We start from the raw sequence: 21,436 nt of genomic DNA, 5'->3' as shown, positions 1-21,436 counted from the left end.
GCGACGCGACCGAAGGGAGCGCCCTTGAGGGACCGGCCCGACACGGAAGGACAGTGGACTGGCGGGACGCCCCCAGCCCTCCCCAGACCCGGACCAAGGGTGCACCGCCCACCCCCGACCCCGACCCCGACCCCACCCAGCACACAAACCCCCCGGCCCCCTAACCCCCCAGCAGCCGCCCCCAGCGCCTGCGCTCCGTGGCCAGGCAGGCCGTCGCCAGGGCCGTCACGGCCACCGCCGCCCAGGCCGGCCAGGCCGCCCAGGCGGCCGCGACCGCAGCCACCAGCTGGAGCAGCACCAGCGCCACCGTCACCGCGCCCGGCACCGGGACGATCACCTGGGTCTTGTCGCCGGGCGTGGCGAACAGGGTCGGCAGGCCGATCAGCACGACCACGGAGCCCGCCGCCGCCCAGGCCGACCAGCCGGCCAGGGCCCAGGGGGTGGCCACCCAGGCGCAGAGCTCCGTGGCGAACCGGAACACGGACGCCACGTCGGGCGCCCCGGCACCCCCGGGCCCTCCCCCGGCCCCTCCCCCGGCCCCGGCCCCGGCCCCGCCCACCGCATCCCCCACCGCATCCCCCACGACGTCCACCCCTCCGCTCGCACCGGCCGTTCCGTCGGCCCTCGCACCCGCCGTCGGGTCCACCACCCGACCCCGGCCGCAGCCACCCTAGAACCCGCCTCAAGTGACGAGCGCAACACCTCCGCCACCCCCGGCCCGGGCCCCACTCATTCCGCAGGTCACGGTGGCGGCGCGCCGCCGTTTCAAAGGGTGGACGGGGCCACCACCCCACCCATCGCGCGAAACAGGACATTTCCCTACACCACATTCGGCCGAATTGACCAAGCGGGCGGCCGCGGGGGGCCGTAAGCTCCCGTCATGCAGGTGATCCAGTCAACGAAACTCGCCAATGTCTGCTACGAGATCCGCGGCCCCGTCCTCGAAGAGGCGATGCGGCTCGAAGCTGCAGGTCATCGCATCCTCAAGCTCAACACCGGCAACCCCGCGGCCTTCGGCTTCGAGTGCCCGCCGGAGATCCTTGAGGACATGCTCCGCAACCTGGGCAACGCCCACGGCTACGGGGACGCGAAGGGGCTGCTGTCGGCGCGCCGCGCGGTCATGCAGCACTACCAGACCAAGGGCATCGACCTGGACGTCGAGGACATCTACCTCGGCAACGGCGTCTCCGAGCTGATCCAGATGTCGATGCAGGCGCTGCTCGACGACGGCGACGAGGTCCTCGTCCCCGCGCCGGACTACCCGCTGTGGACCGCCTCCGTCTCGCTGGCCGGCGGCACCGCCGTGCACTACCGGTGCGACGAGCAGTCCGACTGGATGCCCGACCTCGCCGACATCGAGCGCAAGATCACCGACCGCACCCGCGCCATCGTGATCATCAACCCGAACAACCCGACCGGCGCCGTCTACGACGACGAGATGCTCCGCGGGCTGACGGACATCGCGCGCCGCCACAACCTGGTCGTCTGCTCCGACGAGATCTACGACCGGATCCTCTACGACGGCACCACCCACACCAACACCGCCGCGATCGCCCCCGACCTGCTGACGCTGACCTTCAACGGACTGTCGAAGAACTACCGCGTCGCGGGCTACCGGGCCGGCTGGATGGCCGTCTGCGGCCCGAAGAAGCACGCCGCCTCGTACATCGAGGGCCTGACGATCCTCGCCAACATGCGCCTGTGCGCGAACATGCCCTCCCAGCACGCCGTCGCCACCGCCCTCGGCGGCCGGCAGTCGATCAACGACCTGGTCCTGCCGGGCGGACGGATCCTGGAACAGCGCAACGTCGCGTACGACCTGCTCACCCAGATCCCGGGCGTCACCTGCGTGAAGCCGAAGGGCGCGCTCTACGCCTTCCCGCGGCTCGACCCGTCCGTCTACAAGATCAAGGACGACCGGCAGATGGTCCTCGACCTGCTGCGGGCCGAAAAGATCATGGTCGTGCACGGTACGGGCTTCAACTGGCCCGAGCCCGACCACTTCCGCATCGTGACGCTGCCCAACGCGAAGGACCTCGCGGACGCGGTCACCCGGATCGGCAACTTCCTGGACGGATACAGCCAGCCGTAGAACAGCCGGCCACAGAGCAGCCGGCCACGGTGAAGCCGGGGGCGCCCCCGGAAGGCGCTCCAGCCACACTCCACCAGGATTCAACTCAACTTTAGACCGGTTCCAATGTAGGATGGTCTCCTGACCCAGCAGGAGGCCTCCTCATGTACGAGCCGATCCGCACCAAGCCGGTCGTCCACCATCGCGAGGGCGGCCACCACGGCGCATCCGACTACCCGCGCCGCAGTCGTGGCGAGGAGCTGGACATCCAGCTCGCCGGACACCTGTCGGCCCTGCTCACCCTGACCGACGAGCTCGCGCTCGACGAGGCCGCCGAGCAGATCGCCGCCCAGGTGACCCGTCTGCGCGGGGCCCGCCCGGCCCGCGCCGCGGGGGCCTCCGACGAGGACCCGGCGGTGCTGCACCGGCGCGCCCACGACCTCGCCGCCCGCGCCCTGCTCGTCGCCGCGTCCCGCGCCGACACCGCCGCCGCGATCCTCGCCGCCGAGCGCATGGACGCGCACGCCGCCGCCCTCGACTCCGTCGACCTGGCCGGCGCCCACTGACGGCCCCGGTCCGGGGCCGCGGAGGCTCCGGACCGGGTGCCACACCCCCGGGCCTACTCGGCGATCAGCCGGTCCCGCGAAGGTTCCAGGTCGTCAGCTCGCCTTCGACCAGGCCGTAGGTGCCCTCGTCGTAGCGGGTCGCGGTGACCTTCAGGACGGCGATCGGGGACTTCTCGTTCACGAGGCAGACGCTGTCGCCCTCGGCCACGGTCACCTCGGAGCGGGACTGCGTGGCCAGGAGGTCCTTGCAGCCCTGCGGCGTCGGCGCCGAGGCGTCCGTCCAGAGGGCGGCGGTGCCCTTGACCGTCATCGAACTGGATCCGCTGCGGGCGGCGGCCGGGCGGTAGCCGAAGGTGGAACCGTCGCCCCTGCGGGGCGGGTTCTGGGTCAGGTCGATGCCCTCCAGCCCGAGGACGATCTTGCCCGACCAGCGGACGGAGGCGGGGGCGCCCGCACCCGCACCCGTACCCGCCCCCGTACCCGTGCCGCCCGCGGCCGGACTCGAAGCGGTCTGCGGCGCCGGGAGGGAGACCCCGGTGGGGGGCGCGACGGCCGCCGGGGCGGACGAGTTGCCGGAGAAGGCGGCGATGGCGCTCGCCACACCGGCGATGGCGCTCACCACGGCGGCCCCGGCCGCCCAGAGCTTGGCCCGCGAAGGCCCCGCGGGGGCCGGAAACGCCGGCGGCGAGGACGGCGGTTGCGTCGGATCCGACATGTTTCCCCCTGAGCTCCCTGAACGACCCCCGAGACGATAGCAATTGAAGGTCATGTGGAGGGCCGCGATAGGCCTCGATAGGCCGCGCTACGGCCGCCCGGGGCTCAGCGGGACGGCGGTGCGGGCGCCACGCCGGCGATCCCGCACCACGGGGCCGTGGACGGGGGCCAGACCGGGCCGATGGCCTCTGACTGGGCCGGGGCGGCCGGGCTGAGGCCCGGGACGCCGATCAGGGCGCGGGCCGTGCGGGCGTCGGGGGCGGGGGGTTCGCGGTCGCGGAACTCGACCGTGACGACGTACGAGCCCGTGCCCCGTGCCTCCACCGTCGCCACCACGCGGCGGCTCGCCGGGTCGACGCGGCAGGCGGTGACCCGTACGTCCGGCGGGGGCGGGGCGGCGGCGGGGCCGTCACCGCCGCTGGCCCATACGTAGAGGCCCAGTGGGGCGAACACCAGCAGGCCCGCCACTCCCACCAGGCCGACGAGCCAGCCCTGCCACTTCAACGCGCTCACGCCCATGGCACGATCCTCCTCGGCCCCCGCCCGGCCCACCAGCACCCGCGGGCTCACACAGCATTTCGAAGTGGGACCGCCTGGCCACCCGGCGTTCACCCGACCCGCCGCGGAATGTGGGTTTCCGCGAGCACGCTGCACCCGTGAGACGCATCCTGGGAATCGCTCTGGCGGTCCTCCTGATCGGCGGCGTGATCGCCGTCATCGTCATCGGGGGCCACGGGCCAGACCGCACGCCAACGAAGAGCGTGCGCGGCGTCATCGGGTCGGAGAAGTCCGAGTTCTTCCGCGACCCCGACGTCACCAAGGCCCTCGCGGCCAAGGGTTACACCGTCAGGACCGAAACATCTGGTTCCTGGGCCATGGACCAGCTCGCCCTCAAGGAGTACGACTTCGCCTTCCCCAGCAGCAGTGAGCCGGCACAGGAGATCGAGTCTGCGGCCGGAGTCAAGGGCGCGCAGACCACCAAGCCCTTCTTCTCCCCCCTCGTTGTGATCGCCCGCGCCAACGCGGCCAAGGTGCTCGCCGACAACGGGCTCGTGAGGATGTCGGGGAAGAACTCCGGCACCCTGCTGATGGGGCCCTACCTGAAGGCCGCCGAGGAGGACCGCAACTGGCAGCAGCTGACGGGGGCGAACGCCTTCGCCGAGCTGGCCGGACGGGTCTTCATCAAGACCACCGACCCCGCCACCTCCAATTCCGGCGCCCTGTTCATCGCCGCCACCTCCAACGTCGCCAACAACGGCACCGTCGTCTCCGACGACGCCGGGATCACCCGTACCGCGCCCCTGCTCCGCAAGCTGATCTCGGTCCAGGGAGCACTGGAGCCCAGCACCGACGACCCCTTCCGGGCGTTCATCAGCGGCAGCGGCGAACCGCTGATCCTCGCCTACGAGTCCCAGGTGGCCTCGCTCCTGATCCAGAAGCAGGCCACCGGGGAGGCCGCCAACATGGTCGTGCTGTACCCGGACACCACCGTCAACTCCCCGCACACCTTCGTACCGATCAGCGAGAAGGCCAAGGAGCTCGGCACCCTCCTCGCCACCGATCCGAAGCTGCGCGAGCTGGCCGTACGCCACGGCTTCCGCCCGCAGGAGGGCGTCGCCGAGTTCACCACCGCGACCGCGCCGTACCCGGGCTACCTCAATCCGGGGCTGACCGGGATCCGCCAGGTCGGCGCACCGACCGTCAAGGTCCTGATGGCGCTGGCCGCACGCGCCAAGGGGCAGGGGGACACGCCATGACACTGACACCGCCCGAGGACGCCCCGCTCGTCCTCACCGCACCGGAGCCCGTCGCCCCCGTCCGCCGGGAGCAGGCCTCCGGGCTGGTCCCGCTGGAGGACGGGGTACGGGAGGAGATGGACCGCCGGGCCGGGGAGTACGTCGGCCGGCTCGCCGCGATCGACGTCCGCTCCCCCGAGTTCGCCACCCGGATCGGCGAGATCGCCGCGCTGGGGTCGGCCGACATGCGCGACGCCGCGCAGCAGTCGAACCGGATGCTGGACCGGGCCGTGCGCTCGCTCGGCGCCGGGGGCGGCGACGCGCAGGGCCGGGTCGCCGGGTCGCTCGTCGAACTGCGGCGCACCGTCGAGGACCTCGATCCGCGGGACGCGCCCGCCAAGGGGGCGCGCCGGCTGCTCGCGAAGCTGCCCGGCGGGAACCGGCTGCGCGACCACGTGGCCAAGTACGCCTCCTCGCAGGCCACCCTCAACCGGATCGTCGGCGCGCTGCGCGGCGGTCAGGACGAGCTGCGCCGCGACAACGCGGCCCTGCACACCGAGCGGGCCCGGCTGTGGGAGACCATGGGCAGGCTCCAGGAGCACGCGGTGCTCACGGAGGCGCTGGACGGCGCCGTCGAACAGCGGATCGCCGAGACGGAGCGGACGGATCCGCAGGGGGCGGACGCGATCCGCGCGGACGTGCTGTTCCCGGTGCGGCAGAAGCACCAGGACCTGCTGACGCAACTGGCGGTCTGCGCCCAGGGCTATCTGGCGATGGACGTGGTGCGGCGCAACAACGACGAGCTGATCAAGGGCGTCGACCGGGCCGCGACGACCACGGTGTCGGCGCTGCGGATCGCGGTGATGCTGGCCTCGGCCCTGGAGCACCAGCGCACGGTGGTCGAGCAGGTCAACGCGCTGAAGGGGACGACGGAGGAGCTGATCCGGGGGAACGCGGAGATGCTGGCCACCCGGAGCGGGGAGATCCAGCGGATCGCGGCGGACCCGGCGGTGGGGGCGGAGACGCTGCGGACGGCGTTCGCGCAGATCTACGAGACCCTCGACGCGATCGACTCCTTCAAGGTGCAGGCCACGGAGAACATGGCGGCGACGGTGGAGTCCCTGACGGGTGAGCTCCGGTCGGCTTCGGCCCACCTGGCCCGGACGCGGACCGCGGGCGCCCTGGAAGGCGGGGAGCGATGAGCCCGCGTACGGCGCGCACGCGCGCGCGGCTGATGGCGGCCGTGGCCCTGGCCGCGACGCTGCTGGGGGCGGCCGGCTGCACCTCCGACGGCCCGTCGGCGGCTTCCGGCGGTGCGGGTTCCGCGGGGTCCTCGGGGGCCGCGGGGTCTTCGGGCGGCGGGCCGAAGCAGCAGGAGTACAAGGAGGGCCGGCTGCGGGTGCTGGCCTCCAGCGAGCTCACCGACATGGAGCCGGTGCTGAAGGCGGCGAAGGCGGCGACCGGCGTCTCGGTCGACTTCACCTGGTCGGGGACGCTGGACGCGGCCGAGCAGGTGGCCTCCGGCACGGCGGACGGCAAGTACGACGCGATCTGGCTCTCGTCCAACGACTACCTGCGGCTGCGCCCGGAGGCGGCGTCGAAGCTGGCCAACGAGACGCCGGTGATGTCCTCGCCGGTGGCGGTCGGGGTGAAGCCGCAGGCGCTGGCCCGGCTGGGCTGGAAGCCGCAGGAGGTGACCTGGTCGGCGGTCGAGGAGGCCGTCGCCGCCGGGAAGCTGACGTACGGAATGACGGATCCGGTGCACTCCAACTCCGGTTTCTCCGCGCTGGTGTCGGTGGCCTCGGGCCTGTCGGGCGCGCAGTCGGCGCTGACCGACGCCGACGTGCGCACGGCGCAGCCGCGGCTGCGGGAGTTCTTCAAGGGGCAGAAGCTGACCTCGGGTTCCTCGGGCTGGCTGGTGACGGCGTACGCGAAGCGCGACGACGTGGACGCGCTGGTCAACTACGAGTCGGTGCTGCTGTCGATGAACGACCGGGCGAAGGAACCGCTGACGGTGATCCGGCCGAAGGACGGGGTGGTGACGGCGCACTATCCGCTGACGCTGCTGACGTCGGCCCCGGCCGGCGCGCGGGAGTCGGGCCGGCTGCTGACGGAGTACCTGCGGGGCGACGCCGCGCAGAAGGCCATCACGGAGAAGACCTTCCGGCGGCCGGTGGCGGCCGGGGTGGCCCCGGCGGCCGGGCTGGACGGGGAGAGACGGCGCGAGCTGCCGTTCCCGGGCTCGCGGTCGGTGGCGGACGGCCTGCTGGCCTCGTACGAGAACGAGCTGCGCCGGCCGTCGCGCACGGTGTACGTGCTGGACACCTCGGGTTCCATGGCGGAGCAGGACCGGATCGGCCGGCTGAAGTCGGCGCTCACCGACCTTACGGGCAGCGGCGGTTCGGGGACGGGCGAGCGGTTCAGGGACCGCGAGGAGGTGACTCTGCTGCCCTTCGGTGACAAGGTGAAGCAGGTGCTGACGCACGTCGTCGAACCGGGGAACCCGGGGCCGGCCCTGGAGGCGATCCGGGGTGACGTGGGGTCCCTCCGACCGGAGGGGGGCACGGCCGTGTACGGGAGTCTGAAGGCCGCGTACCAGCACCTGGGGCAGGGGAACGCCGACGCGTTCACCTCGATCGTGCTCATGACGGACGGGCAGAGCGGGGACAGGGTGCAGGACTTCGACTCCTTCTACGCGGGGCTGCCGGAAGGGCAGAAGCACACTCCGGTCTTCGCGGTGCTGTTCGGGGACTCGGACCGCAAGGAGCTCACGCACATCACGGAGCTGACCGGCGGCCGCCTCTTCGACGCCACCGACGGGAACGGTTCGCTGGACGGGGCCTTCGAGGAGATCCGTGGATACCAGTAGGGCGTCCGGCGGCGCGTCGGCCGGGGCCCGGGTGCTCCGGTACCTGGAGTCGGGCAAGAACCTGGCGGGCGGCGTCGGCGGGCTCGTCGGTCTGGGGCTGACGCTGGCCGGGGTGGCGGGCGCGTACTGGCCCGTGGTGGTCGCGGGCCTGTACGCGGCGGGCGCCCTGATCGCCCCGCCGGCGCGGATCGACACCCCGTACTTCCCGGATCCGGCCGAGCAGTTGGGCGTCGTACGGGAGGACCTGGGCCGGCTGCGGGAGTACGTGGCGGAGGTGGAGCTGCCGCCGGCCGCCGAGGGCAAGCTGAGCGAGCTGCTGGACCTGTACGCGGCGCTGCTCGATCCGGGCTGGGTGGCGGACGTGCTGGCCACGGAGCCGGAGGCGGTGCACAGGCTGTCGCGGGCGATCCGGCTGGACGTGCCGGAGTGCGTGGACACGTACAACCGGACCCGCTGGTGGACCCGGCTGACGCCGGGCGGGGAATCTCCGGAGCGGCACCTGGAGCGGCAGCTGTCGGTGCTGTTCGAGGAGGCGGAACGCGTGACGGCGGGCCTCCACGATGTGGAAGCCCGCCGTCAGCAGACGCACACGACCTATTTGGAAGGTCGCAGGGAGCCCTAGGTCGGGGAATCCCGCGTCGGTCCTCGGCCGGGGACAGCCGGCCTCGGTTCTTGGGGGGGGTGGGGCCGGGGACTAGCCCAGGCGCTCGACGAGCGCGTGGTACTGGTCCCACAGCTCCTTGGGGGTGTGGTCGCCGTAGGTGTTCAGGTGCTCGGGGACCAGGGCGGCCTCCTCGCGCCAGACCTCCTTGTCGACCGTGAGGAGGAAGTCCAGGTCCTCGGCCGGGAGGTCGAGGCCGTCCAGGTCGAGGGAGTCCTTGGTCGGCAGGACGCCGATGGGGGTCTCCACGCCCTCGGCGGTGCCGTCGAGGCGGCCGACGATCCACTTCAGGACGCGGCTGTTCTCGCCGAAGCCGGGCCACACGAACTTGCCCGCGTCGTTCTTGCGGAACCAGTTCACGTAGTAGATCTTCGGGAGCTTGGCCTGGTCCTTGTCGGCCGCGACCTTGACCCAGTGGGCCATGTAGTCGCCCATGTTGTAGCCGCAGAAGGGCAGCATGGCGAAGGGGTCGCGGCGCAGTTCGCCGACCTTGCCCTCGGCGGCGGCGGTCTTCTCGGAGGCGATGTTCGAGCCGATGAAGACGCCGTGGTTCCAGTCGAAGGACTCGGTGACCAGCGGGACGGCGGAGGCGCGACGGCCGCCGAAGAGGATCGCGGAGATCGGGACGCCCTTGGGGTCCTCCCACTCGGGGGCGATCGTCGGGCACTGCGACGCCGGGACGGCGAAGCGGGCGTTGGGGTGCGCGGCCGGGGTCCCGGACTCCGGGGTCCAGGCGTTGCCCTTCCAGTCGATGAGGTGCGCGGGCGCCTCTTCGGTCATGCCCTCCCACCAGACGTCGGAGCCGTCGGGGGTGAGCGCGACGTTGGTGAAGACGGTGTTGGCGTACATGGTCTTCATGGCGTTGGCGTTGGTGTGCTCGCCGGTGCCGGGGGCGACGCCGAAGAAGCCGGCCTCGGGGTTGATCGCGTAGAGGCGGCCGTCCTCGCCGAAGCGCATCCAGGCGATGTCGTCGCCGATGGTCTCGACCGTCCAGCCGGGGATGGTCGGCTCCAGCATGGCGAGGTTGGTCTTGCCGCAGGCGGACGGGAACGCGGCCGCGACGTACTTCGCCTCGCCCTCGCCCTGCGGCGGGGTGAGCTTGAGGACCAGCATGTGCTCGGCGAGCCAGCCCTCGTCACGCGCCATGACGGAGGCGATGCGCAGCGCGTAGCACTTCTTGCCGAGCAGGGCGTTGCCGCCGTAGCCGGAGCCGAAGGACCAGATCTCGCGGGTCTCGGGGAAGTGCGAGATGTACTTGGTCGTGTTGCACGGCCACGGCACGTCCTCCTGGCCCTCGGCGAGCGGGGCGCCGAGGGTGTGGACGGCCTTGACGAAGAAGCCGTCGGTGCCGAGCTCGTCGAGGACGGCCTTGCCCATGCGGGTCATGGTGCGCATGGCGACCGCGACGTAGGCGGAGTCGGTGATCTCGACGCCGATCGCGGAGAGCTCGGAGCCGAGGGGGCCCATGCAGAAGGGCACGACGTACATCGTGCGGCCCTTCATGGAGCCGCGGAATATGCCCTGCTCGCCCGAGAAGATCTCCTTCATCTCGGAAGGGGCCTTCCAGTGGTTCGTGGGGCCCGCGTCCTCCGCCTTCTCGGAGCAGATGAAGGTCCGGTCCTCGACGCGCGCTACGTCGGAGGGGTCGGAGGCGGCGTAGTAGGAGTTCGGGCGCTTGGCCTCGTCCAGCTTCTTGAACGTTCCCTTGGAGACGAGCTCCTCGCACAGGCGCTCGTACTCGGCCTCGGAGCCGTCGCACCAGACGACGCGGTCCGGCTGGGTGAGGGCTGCGATCTCGTCCACCCAGGAGGCGAGCTCTGCGTGCTCGGTGGGGAGTGTCGAACCGGAAGTGGGAGCCGCGTTGTCGCGCGCCACGATTGCTCCTTGTTGAGGGGTTTGTTTGGTGTATGCCCCGTGGGGGCTGCGACCCGGATGCTTCGCGCTCCGCTCATCCGGTGCCGACCGCACTCATCTGATCATCCGGTGGATGTGCGCATATGTCCAGAGGGCCTCTCACGTGAGCATTGCCACGTCCGTCAATCTTCCGTAAAGAGCGCTACCGGGAACCTACGGACCCGTAGGTAGCATGTCGGTCATGACTTCTGACGCCGCCGCCGTAGCGGCCTCACCGGCAGCGCCGGGGGTGGAGACCGAGGCCAAGCCCCTGATGCGGGGCTGGCTGCACACCGGAATGTTCCCCGCCGTGGTGGTCGCGGGCCTGGTGCTGATGGCCTTCACCGACTCCACCCGGGCCCGCGTGGCCTGCGGAGTGTACGTGCTCACCGCCTGCCTGCTCTTCGGCGTCAGCGCCGTCTACCACCGCGGTACGTGGGGGCCGCGCGGCGAAGCGATCCTGCGCCGCCTCGACCACGCCAACATCTTCCTGATCATCGCGGGCACCTACACCCCGCTCACCGTCCTGCTCCTGCCGGACTCCACCGGGCGGACCCTGCTGTGGGCGGTGTGGCTCGCGGCGGCGGCCGGGATCGCCTTCCGCGTCTTCTGGGTCGGCGCGCCGCGCTGGCTCTACACCCCCTGCTACATCGCGATGGGCTGGGCCGCGGTCTTCTTCCTGCCCGACTTCCTGCGCACCGGCGGCATCGCGGTCCTGGTGCTGGTGATCGTGGGCGGCCTGCTCTACAGCGTGGGCGGCGTGATCTACGGCATCAAGCGGCCCAACCCCTCCCCGCGGTTCTTCGGTTTCCACGAGGTCTTCCACTCCCTGACGCTGGCGGCCTTCGTGGCCCACTACGTCGGCATCTCCCTGGCCGCCTACTCGCACCGGGGCTGACGGCGGGCCGGGGGCGACGCCGCCCCCGGCGCTGCGGGTCAGCGCGGCGGCCGGCGCTGCGGGTCAGCGCAGGAGGTCGCGGGCCAGGGCGGTCAGTACGGCCCGGGTCTTCGTCTCGCCCGTCCGCGGCGGGGTGAGGCCGCGGTCGCGCAGGCCGTCCCCGAGCAGGTCCTGGACCCGGGGCGCGTCGGCGACGTCCGCGCGGACCGACACCTCCAGGAACCGCAGTCCGCCGTCGGTGGTCCACTCCTCGATCGCCACGGATCCGGGCAGCCCGTCCCAGTCCTGCTTCCACTTGACGGCGTGCACCGGGCCCAGCGCCGTCAGGGCGTCGAGGTCCTCCCCGTCCGCGTCGGCCGCCTCCAGCAGTTCCAGTTGCGGCTTGGTGACCAGATCGCCGAGGGAGCCCCGTTCGGTGTCGAGGGCCTCGTCGAACTCCCGGTCGGCCTCCAGCGAGGCCGCCAGGACAGGGCCGAAATCGGGCCCGGCCCGGTCCTCCTCGATCCGGTACTCCCAGTGCTCCTCCTCGCGCTCCTCCTGCCAGTGCTGCGGCAGCGGGGTGCACGGGCGCAGTTTGACGGTCAGGTCCGCCTTGTGTTTGGACCCCGGCCCGGCCTCGTCCCGGCGCAGGCGCAGGACGAGCCCCCGGTCCAGCAGGGGCAGCGCGATCGCGCCGCCTGCCGACTCCACCGGCCGGTCCCAGAAGTGGACGGCCCGCGAGCGGCCCTCCTCGCGGTCGAGCTCCAGCGCGTCGAACGCCGTCCCGGCCTCCGCTCCGACGAAGCTGATCTTGATTTCTGCGGCCGTGGCCGTCGGGAGCTGCTTCATGGTGCCGTTATCGCACGGCGGACCGGGACCCGCATTCCGGGCGACGGGGCCGGCCCCGTCCCCGTACCGGGCCGGTACGGGGGCGGGGGCGGGGCGGGGCCGGGACCGGGACCGGCGGAGGAGCCTGCTAGCAGGCGTGACCGTCGCCGTCGGGGTCCAGGCGCAGCGGGTCGCTGCCGTTGACCTTCATCCGCCGGGGGAACAGGTGGGAGGCCAGCCAGTCGCAGCGCGCCCGGGTGGTCTTCTCGACCTCCGCCGGGAAGTTCGCCGGGACGCACAGGCTCGCCGTGCCGTAGTGGCGGTCGCAGCCGGCCACGGTCGGGGGGACCGGGGCGGCGTCGCGCTGCTGCGGGTTGGGCTTCGGGGCGGCCAGTTCGTTCGCGAAGGAGTGTTCGTGGGCGGTCGGTTGGCTGCCCTGTGCGGCCGCGAGCGCCGGGGCTCCGCCGAGGTGGACCCAGGTGGCGACCGAGGGGACTCCGTTCGCGTCGACGCCGAAGAGCATGTACCAGCCGGGCGGCGCCAGGTTGGGGTTGCTGGTGACGTTGAGGTCGATGGTGGTGTTGTTGACGACGGTCATGGGGAGGTCCACGAACCGCTGGTTGGGGTCGGAGGAGTGGGTGACGGCCGCCGGGCGGATCAGTTCCGCCTTGGCGATCGGCCGGTCCCCGGTGATCCGCTGCGTGTCGCCGTAGACCCACTCGGTGTCGATCACCGAGGTGAGCCGGGGGCGCGGGCCCTTGAAGAGGTACGGCGGGGTGTAGATCGACACCGCGTGGTTGTACGTGCCGTTGCCCGGGTTGTCCCCGACCGACATGACCCGGCCGTCGGGCAGCAGGAAGGCGCCCGAGTGGTAGGTGCGCGGGATCGGGTCGGTGGCCAGGCCCGGCTGGTAGGTGTTGTTCGCCGGGTCGAAGAAGGAGGCCTCGAAGACCGGGTCGGCCCGGTCGTGCAGCCCGCCGCCGGTCTCCAGGACCTTGCCGTCCGGCAGCAGCACCGCGGACACGTACATCTTGCCCTCGGCGCCGGTCTGCGGGCGCTTGCCGGCGCCCGCGTCGACGAGGCCCTGCGGGAGGTCGGGGCCCGCGGTGTATCCGGGGCTCGGCTTCTTGAGGTCGATGATGTCGGTGAGACGGTTCGCGGGCGGGTTGCTCTCGTTGTTGCCGCCGCCGATGGTGAGCACCCGCTGGTCCTGGGCCGGGGGCAGCAGCACGCTCGCCGACTCGTCGCGCGCGTCCTTCCCTCGCAGTCCGGGCACGTCCGTGACGGTGTTGGCGTCGTAGTCGTAGATCGAGGAGCCGGATCCGGCCGTGCCGTTGCCGAAGGTGTGGCTGCCGGAGTAGAAGAGCCGGCCGTCCTGCATGAGGATCATCGAGGGGTACAGGCCCCAGTACGACCAGGTCTGGTTGACCTGGTTCATCGGCAGCCACCTGCCCTGCGCCGCCGAGAACTTCTCCGCCGTGACGTTGCCGGTGGAGTCCTCCTTCAGACCGCCGAAGGAGATCACGTCGCCGTTGCCGAGGATCGTGGCGGACGGGTACCAGTGGCCGCCGTTCATGTCGTTGGTCTTCGTGTACGTCTCGGTCGCCGGGTCGAAGACGTACGAGTCCTTCAGCCCCTGGTATCCGATCTTGCCGTCGGCCGACGGGTAGCCCTTGTTGCCGCTCATCACCAGCACCCGGCCGTCCGCCAGTTGCACGTGGCCGGAGCAGAACATGTCCACCGGCGTCGGGATCGTCCTGACCGAGCCGGCCACCGGGTCGTACACGGCGGAGGTGAAGGTCCCGGCGTTGAACTGGGATATGTCGTTGCCCGATCCCGCGATCAGCAGCACCTTGCCGTTCCTGAGGACCACGGCGTGCATCGAGCGGACCGGGTTCTGGGCGGCCATCACCTCCCACTTGCCCTTGGCGCACTGGTCGGGCGTGCCCGTGCAGGCGGGCTGGGGCGGGACGGCCCCGACCTCCTCCACCGCATAGTCGTCGGTGGTGACGGTGCCGACGCCGTAGACCGACAGCCCCCAGGTGATCTTGTCGGTGTTCGGCGGGACGGTGGGCGTACGGACCTCCGTGCGCGCCCAGGCGGCGCTGACCGGCGGGTTCTGCAGGTCGGTCCAGTACTGCCAGCCGGCGGTGGTGTCGTGGCGGAAGACGGTCACGGAGACGTCGGGGGTGTTCGACTTGTACCAGGCGGACAGGTCGTACTGCCTGCCCGGTGTGACGGTGGGGGCGCAGGTGGCGTTCTCGGTGACCAGGGCCTTGCGGTCGCCGTCGACGCGGCGGGTGAGGGAGACCTTCATGGCCTTGGTGCCGCCGTGCGCGTCGGCGACGGTGGCGAAGGTGAAGTCGTTGTCGCCCCAGCCGGACTTCTCCCAGCAGGAGGGCATGTCGGCGCCGGCCGGTCCGGCGGTCTCGAAACCGGGGTTGGTGAGCAGGTTGGGCGGTCCGGCCGTGGCCTGCTGCGGTGCGGTGAGCAGCAGGCCGGCGGTCATCGCCCCGACGGCGAGGAGGGCGGCCCGGCGCCCTGACCTCCGTCGGATCTTCCTCTGCATGCGGGGTGTCCTTTCGGTGCGGCTCAACTCCCGGGTGGGGCCGCCGCACGGGGTTTGCGCGGCAGGTAGACGAGGGCTTCGGTGGCGGCGAAGCGCAGGACGAAGGTGGTCACGAGCGCGAGGGCCGTCGCGGGCAGGACGCCGAGGCCGAGCCGGGCGACGAACAGCGCGATGAGCGGGATCCGCAGGAGCAGATCGGCGTTGGCGAGGAGGGCGAAACGGCCGATCCGGTCCGCCCAGTGACGGTGGCGGCGGCGGTCGCGGAAGAGCAGGGTCTCGATGAGGAGGAAGTTCCACAGCACCCCGGCCTGGTTGGCGAGGACCTCGGCGGCCAGGTACTGCACCCCGGCGTGGGTCAGGAGCCACAGGGCCAGCAGGTTCGGGGCGAAGCCGGAGAGGCCGATCAGGCCGAAGCCGACCATCCGGGCGAGCGGGCTCGCGGAGCGCAGGGCGGCCAGGTGCGCGAGGAAGCGGATCCCTTCGCGGGCACCGGACTTGGACTCCCCGGCGAAGCGGTCCTGGAAGACGAAGGGGACCTCGGCGGTCTTCGCGGGGCGGCAGCGGACGGCCAGTTCCAGCAGGATCTTGTAGCCGAGGGGCTTGAGGGCGTCGGCGCTCACCGCGGAGCGGCGCATCGCGAAGAAGCCGCTCATCGGGTCGCTGATCCCGCCCAGGGCGCGCGGGAAGAGGCCCTTGGCCAGCCAGGTCGCACCGCGCGAGACGGCGACGCGGTAGCTCCCGGCGAGGCCCGCCCGGCTGCCGCCGGCGACGTAGCGGGAGGCGACGACCAGATCGGCGCCGGTGCGGGTGCCCTCGCCGAGCAGTTCGGGGACGAGGTGGGGAGGGTGCTGGAGGTCGGCGTCCATGACGACGATCCACTCGGAGCCGGCCCGCTTGACGCCCTCGACGACGGCCCCGCCGAGGCCGCCCTCGGCGACCTGCCGGTGCAGGACCGCCACCGGGAAGGGGCAGTCCGCGGCGGCCTTCTCGATCACGGCCGGTGTGTCGTCGGTGGAGTCGTCGACGAAGAGCACCTCGCAGGGCGGGCCGACGGGCAGCGAGGTGCGGAGTCTGCTCAGCAACTCCCCCACGTTCGCCGCCTCGTTGAAGGTCGGGATGATCACTGTGACGCTGCCGGGGGCGGGTGCCCGCCCCGCGGCGGCCTCCGGCGCGTCCAGGGCGCGCGGGGGCCACAGGTCCTCGCTCATGGTGGTTCAGCTCCCACTCTCGCGGTCGGTGCGGCGGATCTCGACACGGTCCTCGCCCGTACCGAAGACGGCGACCGCGGTCGAATGCTCCAGTGCAGCCTTCACGTTGGGCAGGTCCGCCGCATCACGACGCACGGTGGGCGAGGAGACGACGTAGTCGATGTCCCGCCATCCGCGCGGCAGGGTCTTGGTGACGGCCGGGTCGAGGTCCGCCTTGTAGAACCAGATGGCGCCCGTTCCGGGTGCAAAACCGTGGTGAACAGCGTCGAGCCACAGGGCGTCGTCCACGAGGACGCGGGTGTTCGCCGGTTCGGCGACCGTGCCGAGCCAGGCGGCGGCCTGCCGGTAGGGGGCGTTCGCGTCGACGGTGAGGGCGGTGCGGTTGCCGTCGTACCAGCGCGGCAGGACGTAGACGGCGGCGGAGGCGGCGAGGACGACGGTCAGCGCCCAGCGCGCGCACACCAGGGCGCGGCGCTCCCCCGGGGTGCGGCGGCGGCTCAGGACGGCGTGGGTGACGCTGGCCGCCGCCGCGGCGAGCACCAGGGCGAGGAAGGGCAGGGCCTGGATGACGTACATGGCGGGCAGGTAGCCGGAGGGCCGCAGTGCGACGAGCGCGAGGATCACGGCGGCCAGGGCCGGTCCGGCCAGGGCCCGTGCGGTGACCGACCAGCGGGTGGTGGCCAGCAGCAGGACGGCGCCGGCGAGCCCGCCGAGCGGCAGGACGGTGTCGTAGTAGAGCCAGGACCGGAACACGCCGTACGAGCCGGAGCCGGGGTCGAGGATGAACCCGGAGCCGGGGCGGCCCATCTGGTAGGTGATGCCGTCGATCAGGGAGACGTGTCCGGCGCCGGGCAGCAGTTCGCCGTTGAGCAGGGCGTACAGCGGGTACGAGAGCCCGATCAGGGCGCAGGCGGTGACGGCTCCGGTGACGGCGAACTTGCGGGTGTCGCGGTGGCTGTGGCGCCACATCGTCACCAGCAGCGCCGGGAGCACCACCAGCATCGTCTCCTTGGTCAGGACGGCGGTGGCGGCGGCCAGACCCGAGCCGAAGTGGTGCCAGAGGTGGCGGCTGGGGGACGCGGCGAGGCAGAAGGCCAGCAGCATCCACATCACGGCGAGGTTGTCGAGGAAGATCTCCCGCTGGAGCACGACGGAGAGCGGGGAGAGCCCGAAGAGGGCCATCGCGAGCCCGGCCGCCCAGCGCGGCAGCCAGAGCCGGCGGGCGAGCACGTAGATCAGCACCGAGCTGGCACCGGAGACGGCGAGCATCGAGAACCGCATCGGCGCGACCGTCATCCAGTCGGGCACGAAGAGGGAGGGCAGGTACGTCAGCCCGGCCACCTGGATCCAGCCGAGCGGCGGGTGGTCGTACCAGTAGGTGTAGTGGGCGAGGCCCTTGCCCTGCTGGACGGCCCAGGCCTGGGCGAGGTACGTGCCCTCGTCGTCGCTCAGGGTCGGGAAGTGGGTGATGTTCCAGCCCTGGACGAGGAGGATCGCCAGCAGCAGGGTGGCACAGAGCAGCAGGTCGGGGCGGGAGGAGCGGAAGCGGACCAGGGGCCGGGCGGGCGCGGGAGGGCGGACGCCGAGGCCGCCGCCGGGGCCGGTGCCGGGACCGCCGGGGCGGCGCTGGGCGGGGACTCTGGGCTCGATGGCGGTGGTGGAGGCGGAGGTTGCGGTGGAGGTTGCGGTGGCGGTCGCGTTCGCGTTCGCGATGGCGGTCGCGGCGCCCGTGCCGGCCCGGGGGCGGACGGGCAGGGTGGCGGAGGCTTCACCGGCGGAGGCTTCGCCGGGTCCGGGCTGAGGCTGGGGATCAGTGGCCGTGGGCAGGGTGGCGGTCACCGGTGGCTGTCCTCTCGGATCGCGGTGGAAGCGGTGGAGGCCGTCGCCCCGGTCAGGTGGGCGCCGGTGTGGCTGGTCAGTTCCCACTCGTTGCGGCCGCGCTGCTCGCGCCAGACCGCCCGGATCGCGGCGCCCGCCAGCATCACCTGGTAGAAGGGGCCACCGACGACGAGCTTGACGTAGTGCACGAAACGGACCCGCAGGCCGTACTGGCGGCCGAAGTCGTGGAGGCCGACGATCTCGAACACGAAGGTCACCAGCGCGGTGATCATGGGCAGGAAGGTGATGATCGCGATGCCGACCGGCACGTCGAGGAAGACCGCGACGGCGAAGTTCACCGGGATGATCACCCCGGAGGCCGCCTGCATGAAGGGGGTCATCAGCGTGTAGCGGGCCAGCCAGCGCTGGCCGCGGCCCGGCAGCTGCCGCCAGTCCTTCTTCCGGTAGACCTGGAGGAAGCCCTGGTTCCAGCGGGTCCGCTGCTTGAGCAGGCTCATCAGCGAGCCCGGCGTCTCCTCGCGGGTGACCATGTCGGAGTCGTAGGCGACGACCACCTTCTTGCCGACGGAGGAGAGCCGCACGCCCAGGTCACAGTCCTCGGCGAGGCAGTTCTGGTCCCAGCCGCCCGCCTCGCGCAGCACCTCGGTGCGCACGAAGACGGTGTTGCCCCCGAGCGGGATGAAGCCCTTCTCGGCGTGCAGGTGGAGCCGGGAGCGGAACCAGAAGAAGTACTCCAGGCAGTTGCGCAGGCTGTACCAGCTGGAGTGGAAGTTGATCAGCTGTACGCCGCCCTGCACCACGTCCGCCCCGGTGGCCCGGAAGGCGTGGTCGACGTGGGCGAGGAGCTCCGGGTGGACCTGGTCCTCGGCGTCGAAGACGCCCACGATGTCGCCCCGGCAGTGCGGGAGCGCGGTGTTGAGGGCCTTCGGCTTGTTCTTCGCCTCGTGGTGGTCGGTGACGACGCGGACCCGTTCGAGCGCGCGGGCGGCGGCGCGTTCGGCGACGGCCGCCGTCTCGGGGTCGTCGTGGCCGACGATCACGATGATCTCGTAGTCGGTGTGGCTCGATTCGAGGAGCCGGTCGATCGTGTGCTCCAGGACGGCCTGCTCGTGGCGGGCGGGCAGGAGCAGCGAGAAGGCCAGCCGGCCGCCGCCGTCGGGGCGGTCGAACCGGGTCGACGCGAGCGTCTCCGGCGTGCGCCACGCGTGCATCTGCCACCACAGGGTGAAGGCGGCCATCCAGAAGAGCGCCAGCGAAATGGCAGCAATGAACACAGAAGTGTACAAACTGTCCCCCACAGACATGCCGCAACCCCAGGCGGCGATCGAAAACCCCCCGGAGGCGGATCACGGGCCCCCCGGCCCGGCGCCTCCGCTTCCCCCTCGTGCGCACCCCCCAGTGCGCGGCTCGGCGAATCCCGAAGCCATGAGATTAGGCAGGGAACGTGAAGCGGAGGCGCCGCCCAGATAAAAACCACGTTTCGGAGTTGATGTACGACAACCGGAATTGACGGTACTCCGGGTACTTCAGGGACGAACCGCGCCCAACTGGTCCGCCAAATCGACCAGTTCGGTCGTAGGACGCGCGCAGACGAAGTGCCGGCACACGTACGCCGTCGGAAGGTCGCGAACAAGTGTGCGCTCGGCCAGAAGGGGGAACTCCCCGCCGCTCCCGTCCGCCGCACGCGGCAGACCCACCGCCACCACCGCCCCGGGAGCCGTCCCCAGCAACGCGGTCCGGTGCAGCGCGGCCCGCGCCGGATCGTCCGGATGCCCGACGACGGCCACCTCGCGCGGCCCGTCCACGAGCGCCTCCGCCACCGCCAGGCCGTGCCCGATGAAGCGCGGGGCGCGCGGCCCGAGGGCGTGCACCACGCCCAGCGCCCGCTCGGCCGCCGTGCGGTGGGGCTGCGAACCGGTGTGCGCGGCGTACGAGAGCAGCGCGCCGGCGGCGGCCGTCCAGCCGGAGGGGGCGGCCGTGTCGGTGGGGTCCTGCGGCCGCCTGATCAGCCGCTCGGCGTCGTGCGCGGTGTCGTAGAGCGAGCCGTCCTCGGCGGCGAAGCGGGCCATCACCAGGTCCACGAGGAAGCCGGCGAACTCCAGCCACACCCCCTCACCGGTGACGGAGGCCAGCACCAGGAAGCCCTCGGCGACGTCGCCGTAGTCCTCCAGCACCCCGGCGTTGGGACCGACCCGGCCGTCACGGCTGGTGCGGGCCAGGCGGGCGGAACCGTCCATGTGGACCCGTACGAGCAGGTCGGCGGCCTCGGTGGCCCGCTCGACCAGGTCCGGGCGCTCGAAGTACGCCCCGCACTCGGCGAGCGCCGCGATGGCCAGCCCGTTCCAGGCGGCGACGACCTTGTCGTCCCGGCCGGGCACGGGGCGCCGCGCCCGGGAGGCGAGCAGCCGCTCCTTGATCCCGGCGAGGCGCTCCGCGTCGAGGGCGGGGCCGTCCTGGGGCAGCTGCAGCACCGAGGCGCCGTGCTCGAAGGTGCCCTCCCGCGTCACCCCGAAGTACGCCTGCGCCAGGGCCCCGTCGTCCTCGCCGAGCACCTCGGCGAACTGCGCCGGCGTCCACGCGTAGTAGGCCCCCTCTACGTGCTTCCCGCTGACCGGGTCCTCGCTGTCCGCGTCGAGGGCGGAGGCGAAACCGCCCTGCTCGGTGCGCAGTTCACGGACCATGAAGTCGGCGGTCTCCAGCGCGACCCGCCGCGCGAGGTCCGATCCGGTGGCCCGCCAGAGGTGGGCGTACACGCGGCAGAGCAGCGCGTTGTCGTAGAGCATCTTCTCGAAGTGGGGCACCACCCACTCCCGGTCCACGGAGTACCGGGCGAACCCGCCGCCCAGCTGGTCGTAGATCCCGCCCCGGGCCATCGCCTCGCAGGTGTCGACGGCCATCTGGAGGGCGCCCTCGGAGCCGGTGCGGGCGTGGTGGCGCAGGAGGAACTCCAGCACCATGGACGGCGGGAACTTCGGCGCGCCGCCGAAGCCCCCGCGCACGGCGTCGTACTCCCGCGTCAGCCCGAGCAGCGCCCCGGCCAGCTCCTCGGGACCGGGCACGCCGGCCTTGCCGTAGTCCAACTGCCGCCCGGCCAGGTCCCGTACGATCCGCTGCGCGACCTCGGCGACCTCCTCGGGCCTGCCGACCCAGGCGGTCCGCACGCCTTCGAGCACCTGCGTGAAGGAGGGCATCCCGTGGCGGGGCTCGGGCGGGAAGTAGGTGCCGAAGTAGAAGGGCTCGGCGTCCGGCGTCAGGAACACGGTCATGGGCCAGCCGCCCTGCCCGGTCGCGGCCTGCACGGCCTCCATGTAGACGGCGTCGATGTCGGGCCGCTCCTCGCGGTCCACCTTGACGTTGACGAAGTGCTCGTTCATGAAGGCGGCGGCGGCGTCGTCCTCGAAGGACTCATGCGCCATGACATGGCACCAATGACACGCAGAGTATCCAACCGAAAGCAGAACGGGCACATTGCGCCGTTCAGCCTCCTCGAACGCCTCGGGTCCCCACGGCCACCAGTCGACCGGATTATCAGCGTGCTGAAGCAGATAAGGCGAGGTCATGCCAGCCAACCGGTTCATGCGACCCAGCCTCTCACAACGCCCGGC

The 21,436-nt window shown here is 71.9% G+C and carries 17 protein-coding genes; 7 read left to right on the top strand and 10 right to left on the bottom strand.

Features of this window, described 5'->3' with window-relative positions; genetic code table 11:
* Positions 1-160: 160 nt before the first annotated feature.
* Entirely contained in the window at positions 161-490 is a 330-nt protein-coding gene (locus ACZ5D2_RS22905) for a hypothetical protein (protein ID WP_371676927.1), read from the bottom strand.
* Between the two features lie 390 nt (positions 491-880).
* Between ACZ5D2_RS22905 and ACZ5D2_RS22900 the strand changes: the two genes are divergently transcribed.
* Complete coding sequence (locus ACZ5D2_RS22900) at positions 881-2,092, top strand: pyridoxal phosphate-dependent aminotransferase (RefSeq protein WP_266841421.1); 1,212 nt, start codon at positions 881-883, stop codon at positions 2,090-2,092.
* Positions 2,093-2,235: 143 nt separating this feature from the next.
* Positions 2,236-2,637: an SCO4983 family protein gene (locus tag ACZ5D2_RS22895; RefSeq protein WP_371676928.1), complete on the top strand. Its 402-nt coding sequence runs from the start codon at positions 2,236-2,238 to the stop codon at positions 2,635-2,637.
* 64 nt (positions 2,638-2,701) lie between these two features.
* Here the strand turns inward: ACZ5D2_RS22895 and ACZ5D2_RS22890 are convergent, their stop codons facing one another.
* Both ACZ5D2_RS22890 and ACZ5D2_RS22885 read right to left on the bottom strand, forming a co-directional pair.
* On the bottom strand, positions 2,702-3,352 hold the full coding sequence (locus ACZ5D2_RS22890; RefSeq protein ID WP_468931500.1) for a hypothetical protein: 651 nt from the start codon (positions 3,350-3,352) through the stop codon (positions 2,702-2,704).
* Between the two features lie 104 nt (positions 3,353-3,456).
* On the bottom strand, positions 3,457-3,864 hold the full coding sequence (locus ACZ5D2_RS22885) for a hypothetical protein (protein WP_371676930.1): 408 nt from the start codon (positions 3,862-3,864) through the stop codon (positions 3,457-3,459).
* 143 nt (positions 3,865-4,007) lie between these two features.
* Here ACZ5D2_RS22885 and ACZ5D2_RS22880 point away from each other — a divergent pair, with 143 nt between their 5' ends.
* Genes ACZ5D2_RS22880 through ACZ5D2_RS22865 form a run of 4 tightly spaced genes read left to right on the top strand, consistent with a single transcriptional unit; the run spans position 4,008 to position 8,578 of the window.
* Positions 4,008-5,108, top strand: a complete 1,101-nt coding sequence (locus ACZ5D2_RS22880; RefSeq protein ID WP_468931497.1) for a hypothetical protein — start codon at positions 4,008-4,010, stop codon at positions 5,106-5,108.
* Positions 5,105-6,289 (top strand): toxic anion resistance protein, encoded by a 1,185-nt coding sequence (locus tag ACZ5D2_RS22875; protein ID WP_371676932.1) that lies wholly within the window; start codon positions 5,105-5,107, stop codon positions 6,287-6,289. The genes ACZ5D2_RS22880 and ACZ5D2_RS22875 overlap by 4 nt, the downstream gene beginning before the upstream one ends.
* Positions 6,286-7,956: a substrate-binding and vWA domain-containing protein gene (locus tag ACZ5D2_RS22870; protein WP_371676933.1), complete on the top strand. Its 1,671-nt coding sequence runs from the start codon at positions 6,286-6,288 to the stop codon at positions 7,954-7,956. The genes ACZ5D2_RS22875 and ACZ5D2_RS22870 overlap by 4 nt, the downstream gene beginning before the upstream one ends.
* A complete protein-coding gene (locus tag ACZ5D2_RS22865) occupies positions 7,943-8,578 on the top strand; it encodes a hypothetical protein (RefSeq protein WP_371676934.1) in 636 nt (211 codons plus the stop codon). The genes ACZ5D2_RS22870 and ACZ5D2_RS22865 overlap by 14 nt, the downstream gene beginning before the upstream one ends.
* Positions 8,579-8,650: 72 nt before the next feature.
* On the opposite strand, the gene ACZ5D2_RS22860 is transcribed toward ACZ5D2_RS22865, so the two are convergent.
* The gene (locus ACZ5D2_RS22860) at positions 8,651-10,492 is read right to left on the bottom strand and encodes a phosphoenolpyruvate carboxykinase (GTP) (RefSeq protein WP_371676935.1); all 1,842 of its coding nucleotides are present in this window, start codon (positions 10,490-10,492) and stop codon (positions 8,651-8,653) included.
* Between the two features lie 220 nt (positions 10,493-10,712).
* Between ACZ5D2_RS22860 and trhA the strand changes: the two genes are divergently transcribed.
* A complete protein-coding gene (gene trhA, locus ACZ5D2_RS22855; RefSeq protein ID WP_371676936.1) occupies positions 10,713-11,408 on the top strand; it encodes a PAQR family membrane homeostasis protein TrhA in 696 nt (231 codons plus the stop codon).
* A gap of 63 nt (positions 11,409-11,471) precedes the next feature.
* Here trhA and ACZ5D2_RS22850 read toward each other — a convergent pair whose 3' ends face one another.
* The 6 genes from ACZ5D2_RS22850 to ACZ5D2_RS22825 all read right to left on the bottom strand — a co-directional run bounded on the left by ACZ5D2_RS22850 (position 11,472) and on the right by ACZ5D2_RS22825 (position 21,409).
* Entirely contained in the window at positions 11,472-12,236 is a 765-nt protein-coding gene (locus ACZ5D2_RS22850) for a hypothetical protein (protein WP_371676937.1), read from the bottom strand.
* Between the two features lie 127 nt (positions 12,237-12,363).
* Positions 12,364-14,784, bottom strand: a complete 2,421-nt coding sequence (locus tag ACZ5D2_RS22845; RefSeq protein WP_468931489.1) for a galactose oxidase-like domain-containing protein — start codon at positions 14,782-14,784, stop codon at positions 12,364-12,366.
* Positions 14,785-14,807: 23 nt separating this feature from the next.
* Positions 14,808-15,992, bottom strand: a complete 1,185-nt coding sequence (locus tag ACZ5D2_RS22840; RefSeq protein ID WP_371676939.1) for a glycosyltransferase — start codon at positions 15,990-15,992, stop codon at positions 14,808-14,810.
* A gap of 6 nt (positions 15,993-15,998) precedes the next feature.
* Positions 15,999-17,642, bottom strand: a complete 1,644-nt coding sequence (locus ACZ5D2_RS22835) for an ArnT family glycosyltransferase (protein WP_468931516.1) — start codon at positions 17,640-17,642, stop codon at positions 15,999-16,001.
* 185 nt (positions 17,643-17,827) lie between these two features.
* Positions 17,828-19,117, bottom strand: coding sequence for a glycosyltransferase (locus ACZ5D2_RS22830; RefSeq protein WP_468931485.1), 1,290 nt, complete (start codon positions 19,115-19,117; stop codon positions 17,828-17,830).
* Between the two features lie 240 nt (positions 19,118-19,357).
* Positions 19,358-21,409, bottom strand: a complete 2,052-nt coding sequence (locus ACZ5D2_RS22825; RefSeq protein WP_468931482.1) for a thioredoxin domain-containing protein — start codon at positions 21,407-21,409, stop codon at positions 19,358-19,360.
* Between the last annotated feature and the right edge of the window lie 27 nt (positions 21,410-21,436).

It is taken from the genome of Streptomyces sp. NPDC031479 (assembly GCF_055581065.1).
Note: the sequence above shows the minus strand (reverse complement) of the source record. Positions and strands in the feature narration are given on the sequence as shown.

What these genes read in the sequence shown, in the direction of transcription:
- ACZ5D2_RS22900 (WP_266841421.1), top strand. Translation starts at nt 881, where the DNA reads ATGCAGGTGATCCAGTCAACGAAACTCGCCAATGTCTGCTACGAGATC.
- ACZ5D2_RS22895 (WP_371676928.1), top strand. Translation starts at nt 2,236, where the DNA reads ATGTACGAGCCGATCCGCACCAAGCCGGTCGTCCACCATCGCGAGGGC.
- ACZ5D2_RS22890 (WP_468931500.1), bottom strand. Translation starts at nt 3,352, where the DNA reads ATGTCGGATCCGACGCAACCGCCGTCCTCGCCGCCGGCGTTTCCGGCC.
- ACZ5D2_RS22875 (WP_371676932.1), top strand. Translation starts at nt 5,105, where the DNA reads ATGACACTGACACCGCCCGAGGACGCCCCGCTCGTCCTCACCGCACCG.
- ACZ5D2_RS22870 (WP_371676933.1), top strand. Translation starts at nt 6,286, where the DNA reads ATGAGCCCGCGTACGGCGCGCACGCGCGCGCGGCTGATGGCGGCCGTG.
- trhA (WP_371676936.1), top strand. Translation starts at nt 10,713, where the DNA reads ATGACTTCTGACGCCGCCGCCGTAGCGGCCTCACCGGCAGCGCCGGGG.
- ACZ5D2_RS22850 (WP_371676937.1), bottom strand. Translation starts at nt 12,236, where the DNA reads ATGAAGCAGCTCCCGACGGCCACGGCCGCAGAAATCAAGATCAGCTTC.
- ACZ5D2_RS22845 (WP_468931489.1), bottom strand. Translation starts at nt 14,784, where the DNA reads ATGCAGAGGAAGATCCGACGGAGGTCAGGGCGCCGGGCCGCCCTCCTC.
- ACZ5D2_RS22840 (WP_371676939.1), bottom strand. Translation starts at nt 15,992, where the DNA reads ATGAGCGAGGACCTGTGGCCCCCGCGCGCCCTGGACGCGCCGGAGGCC.
- ACZ5D2_RS22825 (WP_468931482.1), bottom strand. Translation starts at nt 21,409, where the DNA reads ATGAACCGGTTGGCTGGCATGACCTCGCCTTATCTGCTTCAGCACGCT.